The following is a 24942-nucleotide window of genomic DNA, read 5'->3' as shown; positions in this document are numbered from 1 at the left end:
ATGACCATAGACGCAATTTCGCCTCCACGACGTTCGACAACGCCAAGGCTGGTCTCACCTGTCGCGATCATCGCTGGTGCCTTTGCCTTTTTATTGGTGGTCGCTGCTTTGCTCGCCCCGTTCATTGCGCCGCATGATCCATTCAATCCGGCCACTCTGGATTTGATGGACGGCATGACGCCGCCAATGGAACCGAACGCTTTTACCGGCAAGACGTTCTATATGGGCACCGACAATCAGGGGCGCGATGTCTTGTCATCCATTCTTTATGGCAGCCGCGTGTCGCTGCTGGTTGCCTTTTCGGCGACGCTCCTGTCGCTCTTTCTAGGCGTTGGTGCGGGCCTTATCAGCGGATATGCCGGTAGCACCATCGATGCCGTCATTATGCGCATTGCGGACGCGCAGCTGACCTTTCCGACCATTCTGGTCGCCCTTTTGATCTTCGGTATCGCGCAAGGTCTTGTGCCGCCATCCAGACAGGAAAATGCTGCCGTCTGGATCCTGATTTTCGCCATCGGCTTTTCCAACTGGCCGCAATTCGCCCGCACGGTGCGCAGTGCTGTTATGGTTGAGAGACGAAAAGATTATGTGGCTGCCGCGCGTCTGATTGGTGTTGGACACACGAAAATTTTGCTGAAACACATTCTGCCGAACATTACCGGACCCGTTCTGGTCATCGCCACCATCGGCCTGGCTTTGGCCGTGATCGAAGAAGCGACGCTGTCCTATCTGGGGGTCGGTGTGCCGCCCACGAAACCATCACTCGGCACACTGATCAGGATCGGCCAGCAATTCCTGTTCTCCGGGGAGTGGTGGATCATCGCCTTTCCCGCAGCAACACTCGTCACCCTTGCGCTTTCGGTCAATCTGCTTGGTGACCGTCTGCGTGACGCGCTGAACCCGCGCCTGAGGAACAATCGCCGATGATCAATTCCGCCACCACATCGTCTCCAGTTCTGTCGATCCGCAACCTCACTGTCGCCTTTCCAGGCCATGATGATGTCTTTCACGCGGTCGATGGCATTTCACTCAGCATCGCCAGAGGTGAAATCCTCGGCGTCATCGGAGAGTCGGGCGCAGGGAAGTCCATGACCGGCTCTGCCGTGACAGGCCTTATCGATCCGCCCGGGCGCATTGCGTCAGGCGAAATATTGCTGCACGGAAAACGGATCGACAACCTGCCGAAAAAAGACCTCGAAAAATTACGCGGACGCCGCATCGGCACAGTGTTCCAAGATCCGCTGGTCAGCCTCAATCCTCTTTACACCATTGGCCGGCAGTTGATCGAAACCATTCGCCGCCATCTGCCATTGAATGCCGGCGCGGCGCGGCAAAGAGCGATCGATCTGTTGAACGAGGTGGGTATTTCCGAGCCGGAACAGCGTCTACAAGCCTATCCTCATCAGTTTTCCGGTGGTATGCGCCAGCGTGTCGTCATCGCGTTGGCGATTGCAGCCGAGCCTGATCTGTTGATCGCCGATGAGCCAACGTCGGCTCTGGATGTGTCCGTGCAGGCGCAGATCATCGGATTGCTACGCAATCTTTGCGAACGGCGCGGCCTGGCAATATTGCTCATCACCCATGATATCGGCGTCGTTGCAGAGATCGCGCACCGTGTCGTGGTGATGAACAAGGGCCGTATCGTGGAGACCGGGCCGGTTGGCGAGGTCATAACACACCCGCAAGACGCCTATACCAGACGGTTGATTGCCTCCATTCCGTCAATACATGCAAAAAACCAGCGCTCTTCGAACCCAGCGATAAAGCCGGATTTGGTGAAAATCGAGGGTCTCAAGCGCGATTTTCTTTTACCTTCCAATGGCGCGTTTTCATTTTTCTCAAAATCGCGCACTGAGCGACACATTCAAGCCGTCGATGATGTCAGCTTCTCGATTGCAGAGGGTCAGACCTTCGCACTTGTCGGGGAGTCCGGCTCCGGCAAATCCACGATTGCCCGGATCATTGCCGGCCTTATGGCATCGCAAGCCGGTCGCGTGACCGTGGGGGGCAAGGAGATCGGCGCGGCAAGCGATCACTCCCATCGCGGAGCTGTGCAGATGATCTTTCAAGACCCCTATGCCAGCCTCAATCCGCGCTGGCGTATCGAGGATATCATCGCCGAACCCATTCGCACGCTTGGCATTGAAAAGAACGCCTTGGCCGTGGAACGGCGCGTCTGCGATCTCCTGGAAAAGGTGCGGCTCGAGCCGGAAGCACGCAAACGGTATCCCCATGAGTTTTCGGGCGGCCAGAGGCAGCGCATTGCCATTGCCCGGGCTTTATCAAGCCGTCCACGCTTCATCGTCTGTGACGAACCGACCTCCGCGCTCGATGTTTCCGTTCAGGCGCAGGTACTGGACTTGATGGCAAGCCTCCAGTCTGAATTCGGCCTGACCTATCTGCTGATCAGCCACAACCTTGCCGTCGTTCGCCAGATGGCAGATCGCGTGGGCGTGCTGAAAAGTGGAAAACTGGTAGAGGAAGGGCCTGTTGAAGAGATTTATGAGCGACCGAAACATGCCTATACACGTATGTTGCTGGACGCCGCCCCTGATATCTTCGGTATTCTGAACCGAAATGCAGCGTAATCGCATTTCCGGTTGAACGCGCAAGTGTCAACCTATTCGATATCGTCTCGCATCAAAGGAAGAAGTCGATCACCCTGGCGGGAGATTTCTCGCAAGTAGGGTGTATCCGACAAAATGAAATGCGTAATTCCGAGATCTCGGTAGCGTTTCAGGGAGCGGGCCACATCGTCGGGCGATCCCACGAGCCAGGTTGTACCAGCTCCACCTCCACCGAATTTACCGGGTGCGGTATACAGGTTCCCATCGAGGACATCGCCCTGATTCTGCAAGTCATAGAGGCGTTGCTGTCCGACCGCTTGCCCCCTGCGTTCATCCACGTAATCACTCTTTCCGATCCTCGCCATGTCGGCGACCCTGGCTTCGGCTTCGGCCCAGGCTTGTTCGGTCGTCTCTCTTACAAAGCTTGTGATGCGCAGTCCGAATTCCAGTGGCGGCAAATCACGATCAAGGGTTTTGCTCAGTTGCTTCAGTCGCTCGATCCGGGCGGCAACGCCCTCAAGGGGTTCGCCCCAGAACAGTTGCACGTCCGCTTCGCTTGCCGAAACCCGTTCAGCTGCCGCTGAGGCACCGCCAAAGTAAAGCTTCGGATGCACCCGCCCCTCCCGCCGGATAATTTTGGGTTCAACCGTCGCGTTATCGACCCAGTAGTGTTTGCCTTTGAAGGTAACATTTTCTTCTGTCCACAGGCGGCGGGTCAGCCGCATGAATTCTTTTGTCCTGCCGTATCGATCGTCCTGATCGCCTTCCGTATCGCCATAGGCGGCTATGTCATCCTGCCCTGAAACGATGTTCAGCCGAACCCTGCCTTCGGAAAGGTGATCGAGTGCTGCAATGGACGCGGCCAGTTGGGCTGGACGCCAATAGCCGGGTCTGACAGCGATCAATGGCTCGAATGTCGTGGTGCGGGCAGCCAGTGCCGTTGCGACTGTAAACGTATCCGGGCGTCCCCACCCTGCACCAAGCAGCGCGCCTTTCCAGCCGTGCTGCTCGAGTGCCTTCGCCTGTTCGGTCAGGGTGTCGAGGCTGTTGTGATCGCTGCTGACGGCATCTCCGCGGTGTCCGGCTACGACCTGATTTGGGATGTACCATAGAAACTCTGAGGGCTTTTTCATCGTTTATCGCCTCCTATTTGGGGTAAGAGGTCGAGACCTATCAATTTAAATGACATGGGCAGCCTGTAGCGCGGTGAGAACATCATTCTTAAGCACAGCCAGCCGTGCATCCCGCCGGTCCCGCGGTCTAGAAACGTCCACCGGAAGATCATGTTGAATGCCGCCAGCGCGCACCCCCATCATGTAAATGCGGTCGCCGAGATAAAGTGCTTCGTCGATATCGTGGGTTACAAGCAGAAAGGAGATGCCGCGCTGCTCGACCAGCTTGAGTACAAGATCCTGCAGCTTCATCCGCGTGAAGGCATCGACAGCGCTGAAGGGCTCATCCAACAGCAAGATACGCGGCTCGGTATAGAGCGCCCGTGCAATTGCGACGCGCTGGGCCATGCCGCCGGAAAGTGCTCTGGGTAGGGTGTCGACATTGCCGGTCAGGCCGACATCATCGATCAAGCGGTGGACACGCGCGGCGTCAAAGCGCCGCCCATCCGCATAGCCGATGTTTTGGGCAACCGTGAGCCACGGCATCAAACGCGGCTCCTGGAAGACAAAGGCGATCGGCGGAGTGGAAACACCTGCTTCTTGCTGGCTGGTCTTCACCGTAACCTTGCCGGAAAACTGCCGATCAAGACCCGCCGCAATGCGCAACAAAGTGCTTTTTCCGCAGCCACTGGGCCCAAGCAGCACTGCTGCCTCGCCCTTTCCCAAGCTCAGTTGAATGTCACTCAACACAATCGTACTGCCGAATGCTTTCTCGCGGACGTCGATGTCGAGAAGGCTCATGCGTAACGACCGCCTGTAGAGGTCGAATAGGTGTCACGCCATGACAGGCAACGGTCTTCGACCAGTTTGAACACGCTGTCGGAAATCTTGCCCAGAACTGCCAGGCAGATAATCGCGATCAAAATGAGGTCAGGGCGGGAAAGTTCGCGTCCGTCCGAGAGCATGTAACCAATGCCTTCCGAGGCGGCGAGGAGTTCGGCAGCCACCACACTCAGCCATGCCAGGGACAGACCATAACGCAAGCCGGTAAACAGATGGGGCAACGAGGCTGGGATCAGGATGCGCCACACAAGAAGCGGTAATGGCTGACGGTACATTTCACCGACCTCCACCAGTTTGCGATCAACGTTGCGGATGCCGGAAAACAGGCTCAGATAGACGGGAAAGAACGCACTCTTGGCAATCAGAACCACCTTCGACATTTCGCCAATGCCGAACCAGATCATGAGAAGAGGCACCCAGGCAAGGCTTGGCACGGCTCTCAAGGCCTGAAAACTCGGCTCCAGGTATCGCTCGGCCGAATACCACAATCCCACGATAGAGCCGACAATGATGGCCAGTATGGACCCTGTTACAAAGCCGATCAGCACCCGCAGACTGCTGGCCGCGATGTTCGTCCACAGTGGCCCTTCGGCCAGATAGAGGAAGGTGGAATAAAGATCCGATGGCGGAGGCAGCACATAGGGGCTGACCCACTCCATTCGAACAAAGAGTTCGAGCATCAAGAGCGCGCCGACGGGAATGATGGCACCGCGAAAATCGATGGACAGCACCTTCCTGCCGAAACGGGAAAGCGGCCCCGATGCCTGGACCTTTCCCCGTGCCGCCTGTTCTTTGCCCTCAAACTCGTGGGTCAAAACCGTCATGCACCAACAACCTTTTTGGCGGGTGTCGGGTCTATCAATTGTCCAAGCACCTTGTCGACATCGACACCCGGTCGCAACACTTCCGAACCTAGCAGTGGCGTCGCCGTCTTGATGGACGCAAGCAGTTCGTCACCGGGCACGGGGTCGCTATAGTCGCGTCGCGCAATCGTCCGGCGCGTTACCTCTGTATCGCCACCGGCCTGAGCACTGACAAAAGAGACAAATTCGTCGTTGTTCTCGCGGATCCATGTCTGCGTTTTGACCCATACGCCGAGCAACTTTTCGACTGCTCTGGGGTATTTGGCCAGGAAATCCTCCGAGACACTGAAGACACTGGCTTCACGCCAGCTGCGATCGCTGAAGATGGCACGATCACCGGCGATCTCGGCCTGTGCCGTCTGCGGATCGATGCCAACCCACGCGTCCACCTGACCTTGCCTCAGTGCGTTGAACCCTTCCGGGTGCTGGAGATTGACGATCTTGAGATCGTTGATCGTCAGGTTTGCCTGAGCAAGCGCGCGAACGAGCGTGAAATAGGGCGCAGTTCCCTTGGTAACGGCAATCGTTTTGCCCTTGAGGTCGGCAACCGACTGAAGCGGAGAGTCGGACTTGACCTGAATGATCGACGAGCCGCCCCAACTCGCAACGAAGATGACTTTCAATGGAACGCCATTGGCACGGGACAGGAAGGCAGATAACGCCGCCGAGCCGGCGAAATCGGTAGAGCCGACCTTCAGAAACTCGAGAGAGTTGTTGCTACCACGCGATTGCACCCAGCTGATTTTGGTGCCGACATCCTTGAAGGCGTCTTCAAGCCACCCCTTGTTTTTGATAAGGAGCGTGTGGGAAGAGTAGTAGCCCCAATCAAGACGGATCTCGGCTGGGAAATCACTCGATGTCTGCGCAGACGCATATGTCGACGCGACAGGTGAAGCGAGAACGAGACCGGACACGCCGAGTTTAAGGGCGGCCCGACGCGACAATTCATATTTCATATTCAACTCACTCTATAGAATTAATTGAATATTGTTTAGAACAATCTGTTGTTCGCAGTCAGGAACACCGTTCCATAATTTTCCTCACTTCAGGAAAATTAGCGTGGCATTGTCTGCCCGTTGAAGAATTTAGGTTGATGGCTTGAGGTGTCGAGCAAATTGATGGGACAGACTCGAATGCTATGTGGCTTATGCTCGCCAAGTAAGGTGGAAACCTGTCAGAACCCACTCATCCCATAGCACTTGGGGCGTCCGTGCCGAACTGCGCGCCGCGCCAAATCGTTGACGCATGAGGGTTTGTGAATAACAGCCGCAAATGTCCTATAATCTGACCAGCCCGGGGATCTACCAGCCGATACAGGACCGCTTTTGCCACGCGCTCGCCCGCAATAATTCCTTCTTCGCGCAACTCACCGATCTGCTGCGACAGGGTTGGCTGGTGCACGTCAAGTATTTTTTCCAACTCTCCAACCGTGCGCGCGCCTTCCATCAGTACGCATAGGATCGATAGTCTAATCGGGTTCGACAACGACTTCATAAAGTCGGATGCCTCACCGATCGCCTGGCACCTGATTTTGGGGACATGCGGCTTGCGATGGCGTGCATCCGTGCCGTTTTGGTCCTGGGTCATTCTGCGTCCTCCAACGCTGGAATATTTTTCTTCTCTATCGGGCAATTTCAGCGTCGTATTTCTCGCCGAGCCTGCTACCATCATTATATAAATTTATATAACAAAATTCAATGAGGTGAATGTTTTGGTTTTGAGGATTGGCCACCACCCCAACAATCTGCACCTTCGGCTGGCGTCCTTATGGCCCGGTGCCTTCTCGTCCTTCAAGCCGGAATTCGTCGGCTATGTCGAGGGCCGCGAGACGGCGAGGCGGTTGCAGGATGGCGAATTCGACATCGGCGGCACCGGCTCCACCCCGCCCATTCTGGCAACAGCGTCTGGCCTATCGGTCGCCTATGCTGGCGCATCTGCGCCACGCCCGACAAACGGTGCCATTTTTGTCGCCAAGACCTCCAACATCGAAAACATCGCCGACTTGAAGGGCAAGCCGATCGCCTTGGTGGATGGCTCATTTCTGACCTATCTCCTTGCCAAGCGCCTTGAAGAGGCGGGTCTCACATTGGGCGACGTCGAGCGCCTGGATATCGCGCCCGTGCCCTCCCGCGACGCTTTGCGGGACGGAACGGTTGCAGCCTGGATCGCCATGGCGCCGCATCTGGAACAATCCCTCGTCAGTGGCGAGTTCCGTGTTCTCGCCCATTGCGGCGATCTCATTCCCAACCGGTCGACCTTCTGGACAATCAAAGATCGTGGCCTATCGGGCGAAACACTCGCCGCGTTCGCAGGCGAATTGCAACGTCTCGGCCAGCAGATTTCGGCCGACCCGGAAAAGGCCGCTGCGCTGCTGTCCGCCGATGGCAACGAAGCCGAGCGCCGCGCCTGGACGCGTATCATTTCTGAGAGAAACTGGGACGTGATTGCCGCCGACGCGCGGCTGTTGCGCGAACAGCAGGCGGAGGCCGACACGCTGTTTGCTCATGGCGACCTCGCCGCAAAACTCACCATCGATACGAATATTGCCGACGCGAACAACGGCAAGGAGATTTGACCATGAACGTCCTCTGGTACATGTGCGCTCCAGATGGTGCATATCCGTGGAAGCCGGAAGGCTCCCGGACCATCGATTACGGTTATTACAAGCAACTCGCGCAGGCCTATGACCATCTCGGCTACACCGGCGCACTTTTCGCCACCGGTGCCCATGATGTCTGGCCGCTCGCAGGCGCGTTGTTGCCCTATACCGAACGCATGAAATTCCTCATCGCCTTCCATCCCGGCCTGATCGCCCCGACGCTCTTGGCCAAGATGGCGGCGACGTTTCAGGAATTCTCCAACGGCCGCCTGATGCTCAACGTCGTCTCCGGCGACGCCAAGATGCTCGGCGCTTATGGCATGATGCTGCCGCATGACGAACGTTACGTCATGGCCGACGAATACCTGACCATCTGGCACCGGCTGATGGCAGGCGAAAGCGTCACCCACAAGGGCAAGTACTTCCAGACTGAGGGTGCAAAGCTGGCACTTCCCGCCGGCACCGGCATCCAGCCGCCGCCGCTGTGGTTCGGCGGCTCGTCGGACAGCGCCATCGAAGTGGCGGCAAAGCACGTGCAAACCTATCTTTCCTGGGGCGAAACACCTGAGCAGATGGGCGAGAAGGTCAAGCAGGTGAAAGCCCGCGCTGCCGAACATGGCCGCGAACTCACCTATGGCATCCGCCTTTACGTCATCGTCCGCCAGACTGACGCCAAGGCTTGGGAGGCGGCAGCCGATCTCTACGACCAGATGGATGACGTGGCGATTGCCGGCAACCAGCGTTTTGTGTCCAACACGGATTCGGTTGGCCAGCAGCGGATGAGCGCAATGCATGGCGGGATCAAGCCCACCAATCTTCGCGATCTCGAAATCGCCCCCAACTTGTGGGCCGGCATCGGCCTCGTTCGCCCCGGCCCTGGCACCGCCATCGTCGGCTCCCCCGACACCGTGATCCGCACGCTGGAGGCCTACCGCAAGGTCGGCGTCGACACGTTCATCCTATCCGGCATGCCTTTGCTGGAGGAAGCCTACCGGTTCGGCGAATTGGTACTGCCCAAATTGCCGGTAGAGCGCCTGGTGCCGGAACGCAAGCAGTTCACATGGTCGACCCTTTTTGATCGCGACCTGTCTGGAAAACCCGCCAATGACTGATACCAGTATGGCCGGTCACGTCCCTTCGGTGCCCCCCTCAATGAGCCCGCCAAAAAATCGGCGCGTCGGTCGCAGACTGGCCAATACCGCTCTGCGGCTGGCCTCTCCGCTTGCCATCATCGTCCTCTGGCAGGTCGCCAGCATGACGGGGTTGCTGTCACCCCGCATCCTCGCCGGACCGAGCGAAATCATCGCCACTGCCAGCCGCCTTGTCGCGTCCGGCGAGCTGATCAACGGCCTGATCGTGTCATTCTTGCGGGTGCTGGCCGGATTCTCAATTGCGCTCGTCCTGGGCATTCTTCTAGCGCTGGTCTCGGGCCTGTCGCGACTGGGTGAAACGATCATCGATCCGCCGATCCAGATGCTGAAGGCCATGCCGTTCCTCGGCCTTCTGCCCTTGTTCATTCTGTGGTTTGGCATCGGAGAAGCGCCAAAAATCGGGCTTGTCGCCTTTGGGACCATCTTTCCGATATACCTCACCCTGCATGGCGGCATTCGCAGCATCGATAAGAAGCTGATCGAGGCTGGCCAGACGCTGGAACTGGGCACGCGCGGCATCATCCGCGATATCGTCATTCCCGGTGCCCTGCCCTCGCTTCTCGTGGGCGTTCGGTATGGCCTCAGCGTCGCGTGGCTCAGCCTTGTCGTCGGCGAACAGATCAACGCTTCCAGCGGTATCGGCTACATCATCACCTATGCCCGCGATTTCCTGCAGACCGATGTCATCGTCGTCTGCCTTCTTGTCTACGCCATCATGGGCCTGCTGACCGATGGTCTGGTGCGGATGATCGAAGCATATGCGCTGCGCTGGCGCCCGGAGATGATCGCATGAATAATCTCGTCGACATCCAGAAACTGCACCGCTCATTCGGCGGACCGGCGGTTCTCGACGGCATCGACCTGACCATGGCACCAGGCGAATTCGTGGCCCTGCTGGGCCGAAGCGGTTCAGGAAAATCCACCCTTTTGCGTGTTCTCGCCGGTCTCGACACCGCACCGGCGCAAAAGCTGGAACTGCCCGCCCGCCGTTCGGTGGTTTTCCAGGAGCCGCGCCTGCTGCCCTGGAAAAGCGTCATCGACAATGTCGCGCTCGGCGTCCGTCGCCCTGAAGCACGATCTCTGGCGACACAGGCCTTGGCCGATGTCGGTCTCTCGCACCGTATCAACGCCTGGCCGCTGACGCTGTCGGGCGGTGAGGCGCAACGCTCTGCTCTTGCGCGGGCTCTCGTGCGCGAACCGGAACTGCTATTGCTGGACGAACCCTTTGCCGCGCTCGACGCCCTTACCCGGCTGCGCATGCACGATCTGGTGTTCGAACTCTGGCGCAAACATCATCCGGCCGTTCTGCTCGTCACCCATGACGTTTGGGAAGCCGTGGCGCTTGCCGACCGTATCTTGGTGCTCGACCAGGGACGTTTCATCAAAGAAATCCGCGTCGATATAGATCACCCCCGCCGCCGCGACGATCCCAGAACCAGCCGCATTGAAGCCGAACTCCTCAAGGAACTCGGCGTCGAACCCTTGCATGCTTGAACACCTGAATGCCTAAACCTTATGCCAGAATGGCAGATTGGACATACCAATGATTACCAAACGCACATTCCTGACTGCTGCGGCTCTCGTTACCGCCGTCGTTAGTTTCTCACCCTCCGTTCACGCTGCCGAGGACGTCGTGCGGATCGGCTGGCTGCGCGGGCCCAACGACATCACGCTCGCCAAATCTCGCGGCACGCTGGAAAAGGCGCTCTCCGAAAAGGGTATCAAGGTCGAATGGGCTGGTCCCTTCCCGGCAGCCGCACCCGCCTTTGAAGCGCTTAACGCGGGCAGCATCGACATCACCGCTGGCAGCTCGACTTCAGCAATCACAGCGCTTGCGGCAAAAATCCCGCTGGTGATCTTTGCCTACCAGAAGATGGCACCCGGTTCCGAAGGCATCGTCGCCAAGAAGGATTCCGGCATCACCTCCATCAAGGATCTCGCCAGCAAAAAGGTGGCGGTCAATCGCGGCGGCACCGGCGAATACCTTCTGATGCAGGGTCTTGCAACAAATGGCGTCGATCCAAAAAGCGTCGAACGTGTCTATCTCAGCCCGAGTGACAGCGGCCCGAGTTTCACCCAGGGTCATGTCGACGCCTGGGCAACCTGGGATCCCTTCCTGACGATTGCCGAAAAGGCCTATGATGGCAAGGTGATCGTGGATGGCGCGGCCATTAAGTCCGACAATGCCGTCGTTCTGGTAGCCAGCCACGATTTCGCTAAGGACAAGGCAGATCAGTTGCAGCTCGTCTTCGACGTTATCAAGTCGGAAAATGCCTGGGCTGTTGCCAACAAGGCGGAAGCCGGTGCCATCTGGGCCAAGGAAATGAACATTCCGACCGATCTCGGCGCCAAGATCGGCGCGAACAACGCTGTTCCGACGACCAGCGTTTCTCAAGCCGACGTTAAACAGATCGGTGCCATTGCCGAATGGTATGTCAAGAGCGGCATCATCAAGACGCTACCGGATGTCGCCTCGGGCGTCGTTTCGCTGAAGTAGGGCCTTAGGCCGCATGTCTGGACGGCATAAATGTTCCGGATGTGCGGCCCCTATATTTTGTTCGAAGAACACTTTTGTGTTAACCGCCTTGAAAGGATCTGAACCAAAGACACCACTACTCAGGTAGGCTAAGCGATTGGTGGAGCAGACATAGCGACATAGCGGCATAACAGGTATTGACGGAAATCATGCGCGACTTGCAGCATCGTCGTTTGATAACGCTTTTAGAAATTAAGACCAGCACCGGAAGCAGTGCCACAACGAAGCCGTGCTTATCGTAACCGATGGTAGGGCTCGAGAATCCGGCTTCATAAGAATTGACAACTACGCCAGCGCGATTGCGCGAGCAGCGTCGCCTTCTTGGGCCGGCATCGTGACCATCGCGTTCGCAAGGTCGCGAAAAGTAACGACGCCTACGGGTTCTCCCAACGGAGCGACGACGACGATATCACCGTCCGGAGCATGAGCGAGGCTCCTAATCGCATGTTCTAACGTTGCATCCGATGAAACCGTCGCCTTTCCAGAGAGGCTATGTTCAGCGTCCAGCGGTCGCATAATGGCTCCGACCTGGACAACACGCCCTCTGTTTACCTCTTTGACGAAGCTCTCGATGTAGTCATCTGCCGGGCGCAGGACGATATCCTCTCGTGTCCCTTGCTGAATGACTTCGCCGTCGCGAAGAATGGCGATCTGGTCACCCAAACGAAGCGCCTCATCCAGGTCGTGGGTAATGAACACGATAGTTTTCTTGATTTCCTTCTGAATGTCGAGAAGCACGGACTGCATATCGGTCCGGATGAGTGGATCGAGCGCAGAATAGGTGATTCGCCTTCAGTCCGTGCGGGCAGCAACCTCATTCACCGTCACTCCCGGCCGCAAGCTCTCCGACACGATCCGAGCCTTTACCTCGTCAGTCCAGTGGCGATGTGCCTCGCGTCGGCCTCGCCGCGTCGTGAGAAACTCCAACGTAGTCTCCATGGAGAAACTCCTTGTCGTTATCCATGGGACGTCGATGACAGATCAGGCAACGGCCGACAATGTGGGTGAAGAACGGCGCTTACAATGGTGGGCAGGGATGAATGGAAAAAGTTGTATGTCATTATCGGTGCTGTCTGGACTCTGACGCTAGAAAACGCACACGAACTGATCATTAAGTCGCTCATGGATGAAAACGTGCTAGAAACTCATGTTGTGGTGAGCGAGGCTGTGCCTGATCTCGAAACCGCTCAGGCCCTGATGGGGCGCATCGTCGGGGACAGAGTGATGGCCGAACTCGTATTTGATTGGAAAGCAAGCCCGGCATTTGCTCAGGACATCTATTCCCTTTCGACGCGCCGTGATCTTCTGTCTCAGGCCGTAGAGGAAGTTCTCAAAGGGAGAACGCCAGAACAACCTTCTGGCGGTTCGGCCATAGGATGTCCACATCTCCGGAGTTGACGCCCGCCAACTCTACTGCCTGTGTCTCCCGCACGATCGCGGGAGACATACCGTTTGCCCATTATCGCCTTTTAGCGTCCAAATATTCCTCTATGTTGATTATCGCTCCAACTTCACCAATGGATGAAACCTATGTGAAAAGAACAGATCGGAACGTTCAATTACCCCTGCGGGCCTGGGATGGAGTGACGCCAAACGCTTTTTTGAAACTTTGTGTAAAGGCACTATGCGATGCAAATCCCCATTTCTCAGCAATTGCCTTCGCGGAGAGATTGCTACTTTGATCGAGGTCGTCGCGAGCTTTTTGCAGGCGCAAAGCGCGCTGATACTCGCTGATCGTCTGTCCTACCGAAAGCAAGAAAGAATACTGCAGAGAGCGGACGCTAACAGCGCTCAGGCTAGCTAAGAATTCGGGAGAGCTTCTGTCCGCTGGATGCGCGTGGATATAATCGATCGCCCGCCGCACCTGTCTTGGTGCAACTAAGGGCACGGGCGCCGTCAGCGTCTGAGTATAGTTGTTCGGATAGTTTAAAAGGAAACTATCAATGACCAAATTTCCAACAGTCGACGAACGTGCATTGAGCGATCCCGCGAGTTGCTGGACCGATGAATTGTACAAAAACTCGACAAGAGCTGGAAGTCCTTTGAGATTTCGCTGATCCAGGGCACCCTTGCTAAATTCAACCGTGTGAACCACCGGCTTATCAAGCAATATGGACATCCGCTTGCAGAGAAGGTCATCAGAAATGACAACTGTTGAATGTTCACTTCCGTCCAGAACATCAACGTTGTCTGCGTGCCGGTAACCAATTACCTGATCGGCCGCGATCGTTAATTTATTGTCCTTGAAATGGTAATCCGTTGTTCCTTCGCTGACGAAATTGAAGAGAACAGAATCGAACATTTCGATGGGAGTAACGCGATAACTTCCAATTGTTTTCGACCATTCGAAGAAAACGTCATCGAGCACGGCGAGATGTCCGTTGACCCCGTACTTGTGGTGCGAGCCGAGTGGAGTTGCAGACACCGGGGCATAAGCGTCACTCAAATACTCCTCAACTTCTCCGATATCCCTGGACGAAATTTTGAGTTCTTTGTACGGACCGTTCGACATTCCTAACACATCCAAACACGTGTTAACTTCGCTAAAAAACGCATGAAACACGATTCAACCATACTCGAATCTTCTTATGCGTGGCAATGAAGCTCAGATTTTGTTTGAAATCGGTCGTTCAATGGACAGATACAAATTAAGCTACATAAATCGGTCACATGAAGTTCCTGCTTCAATCCGAGCCTCTGACAACCAGTTCTGAATTCCCAAAGGACGGTTCCAAATTTCGGCGAACCACTTTTTAATAGGCAAATCAGTCAACCTCCGTCAAACCACGCAATAAACCTGCACCTCAGTGACATCACTGCACCTTAGAGGCACTCATCGGCGTTGTTCGCATTGAAGATTGACGGATACTGACTAATCTAATTTAGCAAAGATTGGCTTACTTTCTCCCCCAGGTGCCATTTGGTGGTCGGCGGGAGGTAAGGAACAAGAGATCCGTATCCTGTCAATCTTTGCCTCAATGAGAATAGCTTTGGAGACAAACGTAGTGAGCAGACGCCTTGATGAGCAATCAATTAATTCGGCAGTGACGCTCTTATCCGCGCTGGAGAACTCAAAGAGACTCACGATTCTTCGGATCCTCGTTGAGGGAGAAATGCCGGTGGGTCAGCTAGCAGAAAAGGTTGGCCTCAGCCAATCAGCGTTATCTCAACATCTTTCCAAACTGCGCAATGCAAATGTGGTGCAAACCCGCCGTGATGCCCAGACTATTTATTATTTCAGCCGCTCCGAGCCGGTACGGCAAATTTTAGCGGCTTTAGAAGAAATTTTCAGCGAGGAAGCACCCAGGCTCTCGGTTCCGGCCTGAAATAGGCCCACGCTTGGAATTGCGGAGTAGGCAATTCAGCTCTCTTCATACCGTCCCGAGTTTACATGACCGGCTGTTGACGCCCCGTCGTTCCCGCAGGCTGTTGGGACGTGGCCAACTGAATGGTCGTGCAAGACAAGCTCACGTTTGCCAAAGAACTAGCTCCGGTCGTATAACAAGCGTATACTTCTCGATCAAGCAAGCTCGTTTACGCGTTGCTCGCGGTTTGGATGAGAACTGTACCGCTCGATTGCAGAGAAATAACCATAAATTTTAGTAGTAGTGGCAGAATTGCAGTAAAATTTTGCACCTCTACTAGGAAGTTCTGGCGAACAATCCAAAAAGTAGAACCCATAATATCTTTACGTCAATAATCAGAGCATTCGAACCTTCTGAAAAGCCATATGCTTTAATTCGTGCTGTCTGGGGGCGGATGGAATGCAAAGTTACTCATTTGAAATTTGGGACGGCGAAACTTGCGTCAGACGTGAAATCGTGTGCGAAACGGACGTTGAGGCAGCTAATCGCGCTGCAATAGTCGCGCTTGCAGTTTTCCTATTGAGGCGTCCGGATTTACGGGGGAGACTTAAAATTGTCGTTCACAATGCGGATGGCTCTCGGCTCGGCGAGTTCTTAGCGTCCAAGCTCAAAGGCGGAGGCGGTGGATATAGACTGGCTCCGTAGGAGTGTGCCTTTGAGGGCGTTTGGTTGCTCGCCGCCCTTATCGCAACCGCGCGTGCTCTATGAACTTGTTACCGTTATTGAATGGACTCACACCTGTGGATGCCAGCGATGGAGTGCCATCGCCTTGAAAAGATCAGAACCGCTGACGCGTTATCCAAGCGGGCGCGGAAAGGTGTCCACTCAACACGAAAAGAATTCGGCTGGATCTCGCTTGATCACGTCACGCCGCCCGATGGCTTGGATACCAGCAAGCTAACGAACGCAGTTGCTGCAATCATTGCCACGAACACCGCAAACCCCACGCCGGCGAGAGCCAGACCATAAGTGCTTGCAGCGACACCTACGCCCATGACGGGTACGGACTGCGCAATATAAAGGACGAGGAAGAAGGTAGACGTGATCTCGCCACGAAGATGCGCGGGGCTCTGTTCGGCCAATGTGCTAAGGGAAGCGCGAAAGCTCATCCCCTGTCCCGCTCCGGCAAAAGCTGCGCCCGTCAGCAGTATCGGTAAAGAAGATACGGCAATACTCATCCCAGTGAGCAAAATTCCGACCGTGAGAGCCGCGGTCCCAATCAGCATTGCCTTTCGGTCCGCCATTCTGGTGCTGCCAATCTGACCCAGTGCCGAAAATCCGAGTTGAGCAAAGACAACAAGCCCGCATACCAGGTGATTGCCTATGCCAAGGACGTGCAGCAACAGGGCTGGAGCCACAGAAGCAAACAGACCCAATACGGAGAACCCTGCAAAGCCGGCCGTGGCGGCACGAATGAATGTTCCTCGAACCTCGGGTGGAAGTGTCAGCCGCTGGAACTCCCATTTAAGGGATCCGCCTTGACGGTCGAGCGGCTCGGCGATCATGCTGACCCCTGCGAACGATGCGATGACCAGCACAATGTGAACGAGGTATGGAAGCGTAAGAGGAAATGCGGTGAATTCAGCAAGCGCACCCGCGAGGACAGGCCCGAGGCCCAGGCCAAGCATGTTCACCAGCGCGGCCGTCAGGCTGTAGAAGCGCTTCCGCCCTGCCGGAGCCAGGTCGGTTAAGGCTGCTGTGGCAGTCCCGGTGATTATGCCCACTGACAGACCTGAAAGAAGGCGGCCGAAGAACAGAGCTGGCACAGTGTCGGAAAAATAGAAAACAGAACTGCTCAACGCCGCCAACACGAGGCCGGGCAATAGCAGTGCTCGACGTCCTATCTGGTCGGAAAGTCGCCCAAACAGGATTAGAGCGGCGGCAATCCCCACGACGTAGGTCGTAAAAATTGAGGTGACCATAAGACCCCCGAAACCAAATTTATCCTGATATATCGGATAGAGCGGCGTCGGCAGGGTCGGACCAAGCATCGTCACAAAGAAGGTCGCGGCGATCACGACGGCAGCCTGAGGGCCGCGCAGTTTGCGCGGTCCTCGGCCCTGGTTTAGAGTCGAGTTACTATGCGTCGACATTCAGTGACCAGCCTTCAGGAAGAAGGGCACAGTCGCGTCTTTCCGTCCTGGCTTGGCAAGCCCTGCACGGTGATAGATCCGGTCTCGCGAAGCCTCAGCCAACTCAGCAATAGAATGTGTCTGGTGCAGCGAACCGTTGGATTTCATCACCTTCCCAGCGACCATGACGTAGGTCACATTGCCGGAATGGGCTGCGGTGACAATAGTGGCGGCCACATCAGTAGCGGGCAGAAGGTTGGTATCGGTCAGCCGGATCATGATAAGATCGGCCTCCTTGCCAACTGTGATACTGCCGGTTCGATCATCGATCCCACATGCGCGCGCGCCGTTGATGGTTGAGAAAGCAAGCAGGTCGCGGGAGTCGAATGTCGGCAGGGTCTGAAGATCCCGCTCCATCATTCCTCCTGCTCCCGCACGTGTCAGCTGCTGATAGACGAGCGCTGCGCGCATTGCGCCGAACAGATCACCAGCGGCAGACGTTTCGACGTCAAGGCTGAGGCTCGGTCGCAAGCCTGCGGCAATCATGCGGTTGGTGGCAGGCTGGCCGAGCCCCGGCATGAAGGCTTCGATCGATGATGCCACAGAAACCTGGGCATCGTGATCCGCCAACATCCGCAATTCATCGTCAGTGGACGTGCAGGCGTGAATGAAGAGCATATCCGAACCCAGCAATTTGCTGTCGTTCAGGTTACGGATTGCGGCCTGTTGGACGCCCCATTCACCCAGGCCGACATGCATGCTCATCTGCAGGCCAAGATCGCGGGCAAGACTGATATCATTTGCGGCGATGTCTATTGTCGATAGTTCGGGTCCACGGATCATTGCGGCGAGGGTGACGCGTGCGGTGTCGTCCGACAGAACAGTTTCCCGCACGCGGCGGATGTCTGCAGGGTGAGCCCTTTCGCTACCGAACTGCCAGGATTCCGCTTCCGTGGACGGCCAGCCATAGGCGAAGACCGCCCTGATTCCAGATTCCCAATGCGCCGCAATTGCAGCGTCCGCATGAGCTGGACTGTTCATAATATGCGCCTCGTCGCGAACGGTGGTCACGCCAGCGTCGAGAGACATAATGCCAGCCGCAAGGTTCCCGATCCTGACGTCTTCAGGTTCGAGGTGCGGGCCGAGGCCAATTTGTACGTGGTTGCGGTACTGGGCATAGGTCCATGATGGATCCAGACCGCGCAAAGCACCCTGCCATGCGTGCCTGTGGGTATCGATGAAGCCCGGTAAAAGCGCATGACCTGCGCCATCAACGATTTCGGCTGTATCATCCGCAAGATCGGGACCGACATCAACGATTTTGCCGTCGACGACCAGGACGTCACCAACGAATTCGCCGTGTTCATCGTCCTGTGAAAGAATATACGCGCCTTTGATCAAAACACGTGTGTTGGAAGAACCATTCATTTTAATTTCCACTCATAAAGTTATCGTGTGAAGTTCGTTGTCTCTGCGAGATGCTCGATGATCGAGAGCTGTGCTGGCCTCCATCCGAGTTGTTCAGCACCCGTGCTGACAATCTTCTGGTCCAGAAGCAGAGCCTCCCCAAGCGCACCCAGACGCTTGACAGTTGCGGCCACGCCCTCTGGCTCGACGCGTCCCTGCAACCCAATCGCCGTGCTAACAGCACTCGCGATTGCTAGCGCTGTCGGAGCATGTGGGTTTGCTCCGATCAGGTAGGTCCCGGCAGGGGCCTTCTCGAGAGCAAACAGGTATAGTTTGGCGAGGTCATCGACGTGCACATTGCCCCAGTGGTGTTGTCCACCGCCGACCACCAATAGGGATTGTTCTTCTTTACCAACGCGCGGACCATTGGCAACAAGGTGCAACAAGCTGTCTCCCCGTCCATAAACGAGGGCAGGCGAGATTACACTGCTGCGAACACCGTCGGCACCTAGAACGCGCTGGGTTATTGCCGGTCGCCACGCGGTGATCTGCGGAGCTCGGAATGCGGTTTTTTCGCCGATAGCATCACCACTACCGTGGTCCCACAGACCAGCTGTCGACACAAAGGGCTTATTAGCTTTGCCAAGGCCATTGAGGATAGCGGCCACGACAATTTCTTCAGTTTGAGCGCTGGTTTCGTCGCCAGGCGACGCGAGATGGATCGCTCCGTCGACGGTCGCGGCAATCGCCGTCAAAAACGCATTGTCCCTTACGTCGCCGACCCTTGCGACTGCCCCTCGCTGCCGGATACTTTCCGCTTTCGCTTCAGAGCGTGTAATGCCGACCACATCGTGGCCAGCTGCGACTAGTGCTTCTAGCGTCGCAGCGCCAACATAGCCGCTAGCCCCTGTCAGTAAGACCTTCATGGTATGCCTCATCTGGTTGTTGATGATGAGGCTATAATGATGCGTGGAAATGATCGCGTCTAACGATAAAATACGATATAGTGATCGAAGAATTCACTAACTGGTTTCCCAAATGGATCAACGAAGACTCGAAGCGTTCGTACAACTGGCGCAGGAATTAAATTTCACACGCGCAGCACATCATCTTCACATGACGCAGTCGACGCTCTCCGCGACAATACGATCGCTGGAATTGGAGCTCGATGCCACGCTCTTTGATCGCTCGACCAGATCGGTAGCGCTGACAGAGAGTGGAAGGATTTTCCTCCCCCATGCCAGAAATGCAATCAGCGCCATGGACGCTGCAAAAACTGCCGTGCATCCATCAGGTGGTTTGAAGGGGACCCTCACCATAGGAATGCTAAGCGGCCTCAAGCTGATAGATGTGCCCGCCCTTTTTGGAGACTTTCACCGCCGATATCCTGACGTTCAGATGCGGCTCCAGACGTCGCGGCGGGGAACGGACGAGCTTATAGAACGATTGAAGGAAGGTAGCATCAACGTTGCGTTTGTCGGCACAAACCTCAACGATCGAACACTCCGGACAATACCAATTCGATCCTATCGGTTGCAACTCGCTACCTCCGTTCATCACCCTTTGTCCAAGCACAGCGACATTACGCTTGCTCAAATCGAAAGAGAGCCTTTCGTTGATATGCCGCCAGGCTTCGGACAACGTGCTGTCATTGATGAGGCCTTTGCTCAGCGGGCGTTGTCGCGCTCGGTGCTAATTGAAGTGGCCGAGTTGACGACAATACCGGATTTCGTTGCGCAAGGTCTTGGCATCGCCCTGCTGCCGCCAGAACTTGTCGGCAATCGGTCAGACGTTGTGATCGTGCCAATCCGCGACGCCCAGGTTTCATGGACACTCAGCGTTGTCGTCAAAGCTGTCGAGGTGACCAGCCAGACGGTCAGTGCATTTCTTGACCTCATTCCGCGGCATACATTGAGTGAGCATCCATTTTGATCGCGGTGATAGAACACGTGGGCGAATAGAGTAGAGCATTGAACGCCATGTCGGATAGTACCGCTTTTGATTTTGCCAAGCGAAGGTCGGTTGACACCGTTAACACGGCAGTCGGAATGGGTGCTTCAACGACCCGGTCAATTGCTTGAGCTTTCCCATGCAAAAAAGTGAACTCCTTCGCGCGTGTACAACGGCAGGCAGTTCGGCCACGTCTCCACAGCACCTTCTCGGTGCATCACTCTTCGATCCTTTCCATGCAGGCCTGAACCGGCATGACTAGTTTGGCAATCGCCCCGTTGATTGCCACCGAACACTAACCGGGCGGGATGCCGACTTGCTGTCTACACCCATTTTCACAGTTCTTTTATACAACTGACGGCCTAACTCACTTCAGCGCCCATTCATGAGCCAAGTCACGTTCAGTGACGCGAGATCCTCCACCGCATGTTCCAGCTGAATATGTCCGGCCGCTATTTCGTTCGATACTGCCTCCATGGCCCCGATCAGGCCAACGCATCGCCGCCGCACGGTTGCCGGATCGAGTTCGGACAGCGGCTGGATGGCTTCGGCGTAGAAGGTCGCATGTTCTTCTCTCATCTCGCGATGGTAGGCATCCATCATTGCGTCACCGCGCAGGGCAGCTCCGATCGCATGCCATTCAGGTCCGATCGTCGTCGCGCACTCCAAATAGGCCATCGCCAGTACCCGCGCGATCCTTTCGGGTTCGCGAGGTGTGCCTTGAAGTGCTACCGCCAAAGCCTCGACCTGCCGGTTCATCGCCTCTCTATAGAGCGCCATCATCAGACCAGACCGGGTTTCGAAATGGTCATAAGCAATGGGCTTGCTCACGCCCGCCCGCTCGGCAAGCCATCCGAGCGTTAAGGCATCGGTTCCCTGCTCACGTACAATGTCGGACGCGATCTCCAAAAGCTGGGCACGGCGATCGGCTCTAGGCAGTTTCTTGGACATTCACCACAATCCTAGCTTGACACAAACATAAGCTACCGTTAGTAACTTACATATAGTAACAAAATGCGAAGCGTTGCGAAAGCTCTTGCAGCACGAATTTCAGGGAAATCCCGCATGCCTTTCTCTCGTCGAACCCTGCTGGCTGGCCTCACGGCTTTGGCCCTTGGATTTACCACCCCAGCATGGGCGGAGGCACCGCCGATGCCGCCCTCGTCCATTGTGTCCACCAACGGAATAAAGCTGAAAGTATACGAGGCGGGATCGGGGCCGGCCGTGGTCCTCCTGCACGGCTTTCCGGGCCTAGCCTACACGTGGCGGCACCAAATCCCTGCGCTGGTGGCAGCAGGCTACCGAGTCATCGTCCCCGACCTCCGCGGCTACGGGGCAAGCGACGCTCCGGCCGATGTCGAGGCCTACGATATAACAAGCCTGACGGGTGACCTCGTCGGTTTGCTTGACCATCTCAAAGTGCGTGAGGCCGTGTTTATGGGACATGACTGGGGTGGTTTGCTCGCCTGGCAAATGGCGCTCCTCCATCGCGAGCGGGTGGCGGGCGTTGTCTCGCTGAACACGCCGCATGTTCCTCATTGGGGGCTTTGGCTCCATCCCGACATCGTGCGCCCCGCCCTGGCCAAGGGCGAAACTTTTGTTGCCGACCCGAAGGTCGATCCGATCGACCAGATGCGCAAGGTTTACAGTCGGGACATGTACGTCCTGATGTTCCAGGATGGAGACAAGGCCGATGAGGCCATGAATGCAGCCCCTCGCGCGACAATACGATCTGCGTACCGCAAAGACCTAATGCGGTCCTCTGAGTGGGGTAAACTGCCTGAATTCGTCGTCAACATGGAGTACTACGGCAAGCCGATCCCCGCTGAGCTGCCGGGCAAGGACGTACTCAATGCCGACGAGCTCGACGTCTACGAGCATAACTTTAGCCGGACAGGGTTCACTCCCGCGATTAATTGGTACCGAAACATTTCCAGGGCTTGGAAAGCGGGCCTTGGGGTCGATCAGAACGTCCGTGTCCCTGCCTTGATGATTACTGCGGAGCATGACGTCGTGCTGCGTCCCAGCATGACCGAGGGTATGCGCGACCATGTTCCCGACCTTGAGACACACGTCATTCCAGAGGCGTGGCATTGGACGCCTGAAGAGAAGCCTGATGACGTCAATCGGTTGGCGATCGACTGGCTGCAACGCCGCTATCCGGCGCGCTAAATTCCGAAATTGAAGGCCACTATTCCGTCGATGCAAGTCGCTGCGCTGCATGCGCGGCTCCCTGCGGGACACATAAACGAAATAAGGAGATTGTTATGGAAGCTCCCATTCTGTTTGCCGGGGGAACCGGCGTCATCGGCCGCGAGGGGGTCAAGGCATTTCGCAAGCGCCATCCCAGGGTGCCGATCCTTATCGGTGCGCGCGACATGACACGCGCGCACTCTCTAGCCGAAGAGGTCGGTAAGGCTGCTGCCGTCCAGATTGATATCAACAGGCCCCGTCTTGGATTGGAGAAAGACGATCAGCTGGGCGGGGTCGTGATGATGGCTCCGGACGATGGGCTGACCGGCCTCTCGCATGCCCAGGACCTTCGCGTCCCCTATCTCAGCATGGGCAACTGGCTGGTCGAGGTCGGCGCCGAGATGGCGCACGTCATCCGTCGCCCGGATGCCAGCCCCGTTGTGCTCGCCAGCCATTGGCACGGTGGACCGGCTGTGTTCATGACGCAGGCTGCGACGAGAAGCATGGACGCCGTGCACTCTGTATCTGTTGGAGCGATCGTTGACGAGCAGGACCCTACAGGTCCCGCCGCGATGGCCGATATGGAGCGCGGTTCCGAAGGCGGATCCGGCGTCTGGGCCTTCGACGACGGGCGCCGCGTCTGGCTGGACGGGACAGCAGCATCCCGCGAGATCCGGGCCCTCGACGGCCGACGTTTGAACGGAAGTGCCCTCACGCCGTACGACATCGTCAGCTTGCAGGCGATGACGCAGGCCCGGTCGGTAAGGTTCGATCTGGCGATGGCTGAGTCGTCCAGCCGGCGCAGGGGAGAGGGCATTGCAACCGAACTGGTAGTCGAAATCGAGGGCGAATTGCGCGACAGCCCATGCCATCGACGCCTCACGCTGGAGTTCGGCAAAGGTCAGGCAGCGCTAACGGGACTGAGCGGTGCGCTGGCTCTCTCAATGGTTGTGGGCCTAGAGGGAAAGCCCGCGTTCCCGTCAGGCCTCTACTTCCCGGAGCTACTCATGGACGCCGACTGGTACCTTAACGAGTTGCGGGCCGAGGGCGCCGTCATAGAGCTTTGAGAGCATCGACCTTGACCACCCCAACCAGAGTAGGGCAAATATGCACATCCTGATCGTCACGGCCCATCCGGACCCTGCGTCCTATACGCATGGCGCAGTCGCTCGGCTGGTCGATGGGCTCGACAGCCTTCCCGGCACCACGCACGAGGTCCTGAACCTGGCGTCGAGCGGGTTCGACCCGCGGTTCGCAGGCCCCGACAATGATCTCTTCCATGGCCGCGGGCAAATGCCGGTCGACATCCGGGAAGAGCAGCGACGCATCGATCGGGCCGACGCCCTGGTGCTCGTGTTTCCGGTCTACTGGTGGTCCATGCCGGCCGTCATGAAGGGCTGGATCGACCGGGTGTTTATCCAGGGTTGGGCCTTCATTGATGATGGCGAAAAAGAAATGAAGCGGCTGCTCGTGCACCTGAAAGGACAGGTCGTCGCGATCGGCGGTGCTGATTACGACACCTATCAGCGTCGCGGCTACTTCGATGCTCTGAACGCGCAGATTGTCCAAGGCATCTTCGGCTACTGTGGCATGCCGGTCATCGGTCTGGACCTGCTGCTGCCCGTTGACCGAACAGGTGTGGAAGACGGCCTTCAACGTGCCTTTGACATCGGCCGACGCGTAGCGGGCGCATGAACAGCTGCCTGCTATCTTAGTGCTCTAGGAAGAAACAGCGACGTTTCCGCAACCGCCGCCATCCGAACCCAAGACACCATTATGGTGAAATATTATAAAATTCCGAGCGCGAAAAAATCCATAAGCAAACCAATAATTTGGCAAGGTCGAATATCCGATTTTGTTCCGATTGAACTGCCCCCCATTTCGACCGGACAGTCGGCATAAGCAGAAAGGCTCAAGCACAGGCTTGGGTATAGGCTTATGTCTAACGAGTATCGACACGTTGAACTGCTGACGGGAGATGTGCGCCGCAGGCGGTGGACAACCGAGCAGAAGCTGACAATGATTGAGCAGAGTTTTGAACCAGGCGAGACGGTATCGTCCACCGCTCGCCGCCATGGCGTTGCGCCCAATTTGCTTTATCGGTGGCGCAGGCTTTTGAGCGAGGGAGGTGCTGCAGCCGTGGATTCTGACGAGCCGGTGGTCGGCAATTCGGAAGTGAAGAAACTGGAAGATCGCGTCCGCGAGCTGGAGCGCATGCTCGGCCGTAAGACAATGGAGGTCGAAATCCTCCGCGACGCCCTCCGCGACGCCCTTTCCAAAGCGG

General features: G+C 56.6%; 25 protein-coding genes and 1 pseudogene. 14 read left to right on the top strand and 12 right to left on the bottom strand.

The genetic code is table 11. The features are described from left to right. Entirely contained in the window at positions 1–927 is a 927-nt protein-coding gene (locus DSM25558_RS23115; RefSeq protein ID WP_077107017.1) for an ABC transporter permease, read from the top strand. Beyond that, on the top strand, positions 924–2588 hold the full coding sequence (locus tag DSM25558_RS23110; protein ID WP_077107016.1) for an ABC transporter ATP-binding protein: 1665 nt from the start codon (positions 924–926) through the stop codon (positions 2586–2588). The genes DSM25558_RS23115 and DSM25558_RS23110 overlap by 4 nt, the downstream gene beginning before the upstream one ends. Positions 2589–2620: 32 nt before the next feature. Here the strand turns inward: DSM25558_RS23110 and DSM25558_RS23105 are convergent, their stop codons facing one another. The 5 genes from DSM25558_RS23105 to DSM25558_RS23085 all read right to left on the bottom strand — a co-directional run bounded on the left by DSM25558_RS23105 (position 2621) and on the right by DSM25558_RS23085 (position 6972). Further along, entirely contained in the window at positions 2621–3700 is a 1080-nt protein-coding gene (locus DSM25558_RS23105) for an LLM class flavin-dependent oxidoreductase (protein ID WP_077107015.1), read from the bottom strand. 45 nt (positions 3701–3745) lie between these two features. Further along, positions 3746–4480, bottom strand: a complete 735-nt coding sequence (locus DSM25558_RS23100) for an ABC transporter ATP-binding protein (RefSeq protein ID WP_077107014.1) — start codon at positions 4478–4480, stop codon at positions 3746–3748. Further along, complete coding sequence (locus tag DSM25558_RS23095) at positions 4477–5346, bottom strand: ABC transporter permease (protein ID WP_077107013.1); 870 nt, start codon at positions 5344–5346, stop codon at positions 4477–4479. Before DSM25558_RS23095 ends, DSM25558_RS23100 begins: the two co-directional genes overlap by 4 nt. Continuing rightward, entirely contained in the window at positions 5343–6341 is a 999-nt protein-coding gene (locus DSM25558_RS23090; RefSeq protein WP_077107012.1) for an aliphatic sulfonate ABC transporter substrate-binding protein, read from the bottom strand. The genes DSM25558_RS23095 and DSM25558_RS23090 overlap by 4 nt, the downstream gene beginning before the upstream one ends. Positions 6342–6570: 229 nt before the next feature. Further along, positions 6571–6972: an ArsR/SmtB family transcription factor gene (locus DSM25558_RS23085; RefSeq protein ID WP_244554286.1), complete on the bottom strand. Its 402-nt coding sequence runs from the start codon at positions 6970–6972 to the stop codon at positions 6571–6573. Between the two features lie 130 nt (positions 6973–7102). On the opposite strand from DSM25558_RS23085, the gene DSM25558_RS23080 reads away from it, so the two are divergent. Genes DSM25558_RS23080 through DSM25558_RS23060 form a run of 5 tightly spaced genes read left to right on the top strand, consistent with a single transcriptional unit; the run spans position 7103 to position 11632 of the window. Beyond that, positions 7103–7960: an ABC transporter substrate-binding protein gene (locus DSM25558_RS23080; protein WP_077107041.1), complete on the top strand. Its 858-nt coding sequence runs from the start codon at positions 7103–7105 to the stop codon at positions 7958–7960. A gap of 2 nt (positions 7961–7962) precedes the next feature. Beyond that, positions 7963–9096 (top strand): LLM class flavin-dependent oxidoreductase, encoded by a 1134-nt coding sequence (locus DSM25558_RS23075; protein WP_077107010.1) that lies wholly within the window; start codon positions 7963–7965, stop codon positions 9094–9096. Next, the gene (locus tag DSM25558_RS23070; RefSeq protein WP_077107009.1) at positions 9089–9928 is read left to right on the top strand and encodes an ABC transporter permease; all 840 of its coding nucleotides are present in this window, start codon (positions 9089–9091) and stop codon (positions 9926–9928) included. The genes DSM25558_RS23075 and DSM25558_RS23070 overlap by 8 nt, the downstream gene beginning before the upstream one ends. Further along, positions 9925–10629, top strand: a complete 705-nt coding sequence (locus DSM25558_RS23065; RefSeq protein ID WP_077107008.1) for an ABC transporter ATP-binding protein — start codon at positions 9925–9927, stop codon at positions 10627–10629. The genes DSM25558_RS23070 and DSM25558_RS23065 overlap by 4 nt, the downstream gene beginning before the upstream one ends. A gap of 49 nt (positions 10630–10678) precedes the next feature. Then, a complete protein-coding gene (locus DSM25558_RS23060; protein ID WP_143240223.1) occupies positions 10679–11632 on the top strand; it encodes an aliphatic sulfonate ABC transporter substrate-binding protein in 954 nt (317 codons plus the stop codon). Positions 11633–11956: 324 nt separating this feature from the next. Here DSM25558_RS23060 and DSM25558_RS23055 read toward each other — a convergent pair. After that, positions 11957–12451: pseudogene (locus DSM25558_RS23055) on the bottom strand (CBS domain-containing protein); the annotation flags it as partial. A 12-nt stretch (positions 12452–12463) separates the two neighbouring features. Further along, positions 12464–12610: a transposase gene (locus tag DSM25558_RS28600; protein ID WP_143239455.1), complete on the bottom strand. Its 147-nt coding sequence runs from the start codon at positions 12608–12610 to the stop codon at positions 12464–12466. Between the two features lie 84 nt (positions 12611–12694). Between DSM25558_RS28600 and DSM25558_RS23045 the strand changes: the two genes are divergently transcribed. After that, a complete protein-coding gene (locus DSM25558_RS23045; protein ID WP_077107006.1) occupies positions 12695–13069 on the top strand; it encodes a hypothetical protein in 375 nt (124 codons plus the stop codon). Between the two features lie 157 nt (positions 13070–13226). Here DSM25558_RS23045 and DSM25558_RS23040 read toward each other — a convergent pair whose 3' ends face one another. Then, positions 13227–14183, bottom strand: a complete 957-nt coding sequence (locus DSM25558_RS23040; RefSeq protein WP_077107005.1) for a helix-turn-helix domain-containing protein — start codon at positions 14181–14183, stop codon at positions 13227–13229. Positions 14184–14676: 493 nt separating this feature from the next. On the opposite strand from DSM25558_RS23040, the gene DSM25558_RS23035 reads away from it, so the two are divergent. After that, on the top strand, positions 14677–14997 hold the full coding sequence (locus DSM25558_RS23035; protein ID WP_371480442.1) for an ArsR/SmtB family transcription factor: 321 nt from the start codon (positions 14677–14679) through the stop codon (positions 14995–14997). An 899-nt stretch (positions 14998–15896) separates the two neighbouring features. Here DSM25558_RS23035 and DSM25558_RS23025 read toward each other — a convergent pair. The 3 genes from DSM25558_RS23025 to DSM25558_RS23015 all read right to left on the bottom strand — a co-directional run bounded on the left by DSM25558_RS23025 (position 15897) and on the right by DSM25558_RS23015 (position 19441). Then, on the bottom strand, positions 15897–17054 hold the full coding sequence (locus DSM25558_RS23025) for an MFS transporter (RefSeq protein ID WP_200800792.1): 1158 nt from the start codon (positions 17052–17054) through the stop codon (positions 15897–15899). A 75-nt stretch (positions 17055–17129) separates the two neighbouring features. Next, positions 17130–18536, bottom strand: coding sequence for an amidohydrolase family protein (locus DSM25558_RS23020; protein ID WP_077107002.1), 1407 nt, complete (start codon positions 18534–18536; stop codon positions 17130–17132). Between the two features lie 20 nt (positions 18537–18556). Continuing rightward, positions 18557–19441 carry an NAD-dependent epimerase/dehydratase family protein gene (locus DSM25558_RS23015; protein ID WP_077107001.1) on the bottom strand — a complete coding sequence of 295 codons (885 nt, stop codon included), beginning with the start codon at positions 19439–19441 and terminating at the stop codon, positions 18557–18559. Positions 19442–19553: 112 nt separating this feature from the next. Here DSM25558_RS23015 and DSM25558_RS23010 point away from each other — a divergent pair, with 112 nt between their 5' ends. Continuing rightward, positions 19554–20447: a LysR family transcriptional regulator gene (locus DSM25558_RS23010; protein ID WP_062451760.1), complete on the top strand. Its 894-nt coding sequence runs from the start codon at positions 19554–19556 to the stop codon at positions 20445–20447. Positions 20448–20837: 390 nt separating this feature from the next. Here DSM25558_RS23010 and DSM25558_RS23005 read toward each other — a convergent pair whose 3' ends face one another. Beyond that, a complete protein-coding gene (locus tag DSM25558_RS23005) occupies positions 20838–21416 on the bottom strand; it encodes a TetR/AcrR family transcriptional regulator (RefSeq protein ID WP_062451759.1) in 579 nt (192 codons plus the stop codon). Between the two features lie 114 nt (positions 21417–21530). On the opposite strand from DSM25558_RS23005, the gene DSM25558_RS23000 reads away from it, so the two are divergent. From DSM25558_RS23000 to DSM25558_RS22985, 4 genes are all read left to right on the top strand, one after another. Next, on the top strand, positions 21531–22637 hold the full coding sequence (locus DSM25558_RS23000; RefSeq protein ID WP_244554285.1) for an alpha/beta fold hydrolase: 1107 nt from the start codon (positions 21531–21533) through the stop codon (positions 22635–22637). A gap of 95 nt (positions 22638–22732) precedes the next feature. After that, on the top strand, positions 22733–23725 hold the full coding sequence (locus tag DSM25558_RS22995; protein WP_077107000.1) for a hypothetical protein: 993 nt from the start codon (positions 22733–22735) through the stop codon (positions 23723–23725). A gap of 40 nt (positions 23726–23765) precedes the next feature. Further along, positions 23766–24353, top strand: a complete 588-nt coding sequence (locus DSM25558_RS22990; protein ID WP_077106999.1) for an NAD(P)H-dependent oxidoreductase — start codon at positions 23766–23768, stop codon at positions 24351–24353. Positions 24354–24596: 243 nt separating this feature from the next. Next, positions 24597–24942, top strand: a 346-nt coding sequence (locus DSM25558_RS22985; protein ID WP_077107037.1) for a transposase, incomplete at its 3' end; no start/stop codon positions are given.

The organism is Agrobacterium sp. DSM 25558 (assembly GCF_900100825.1).
Taxonomy (GTDB): domain Bacteria; phylum Pseudomonadota; class Alphaproteobacteria; order Rhizobiales; family Rhizobiaceae; genus Agrobacterium.
The sequence above is the reverse complement of the archived record's forward strand: the minus strand, read 5'-3'. Positions and strand labels throughout refer to the sequence as shown.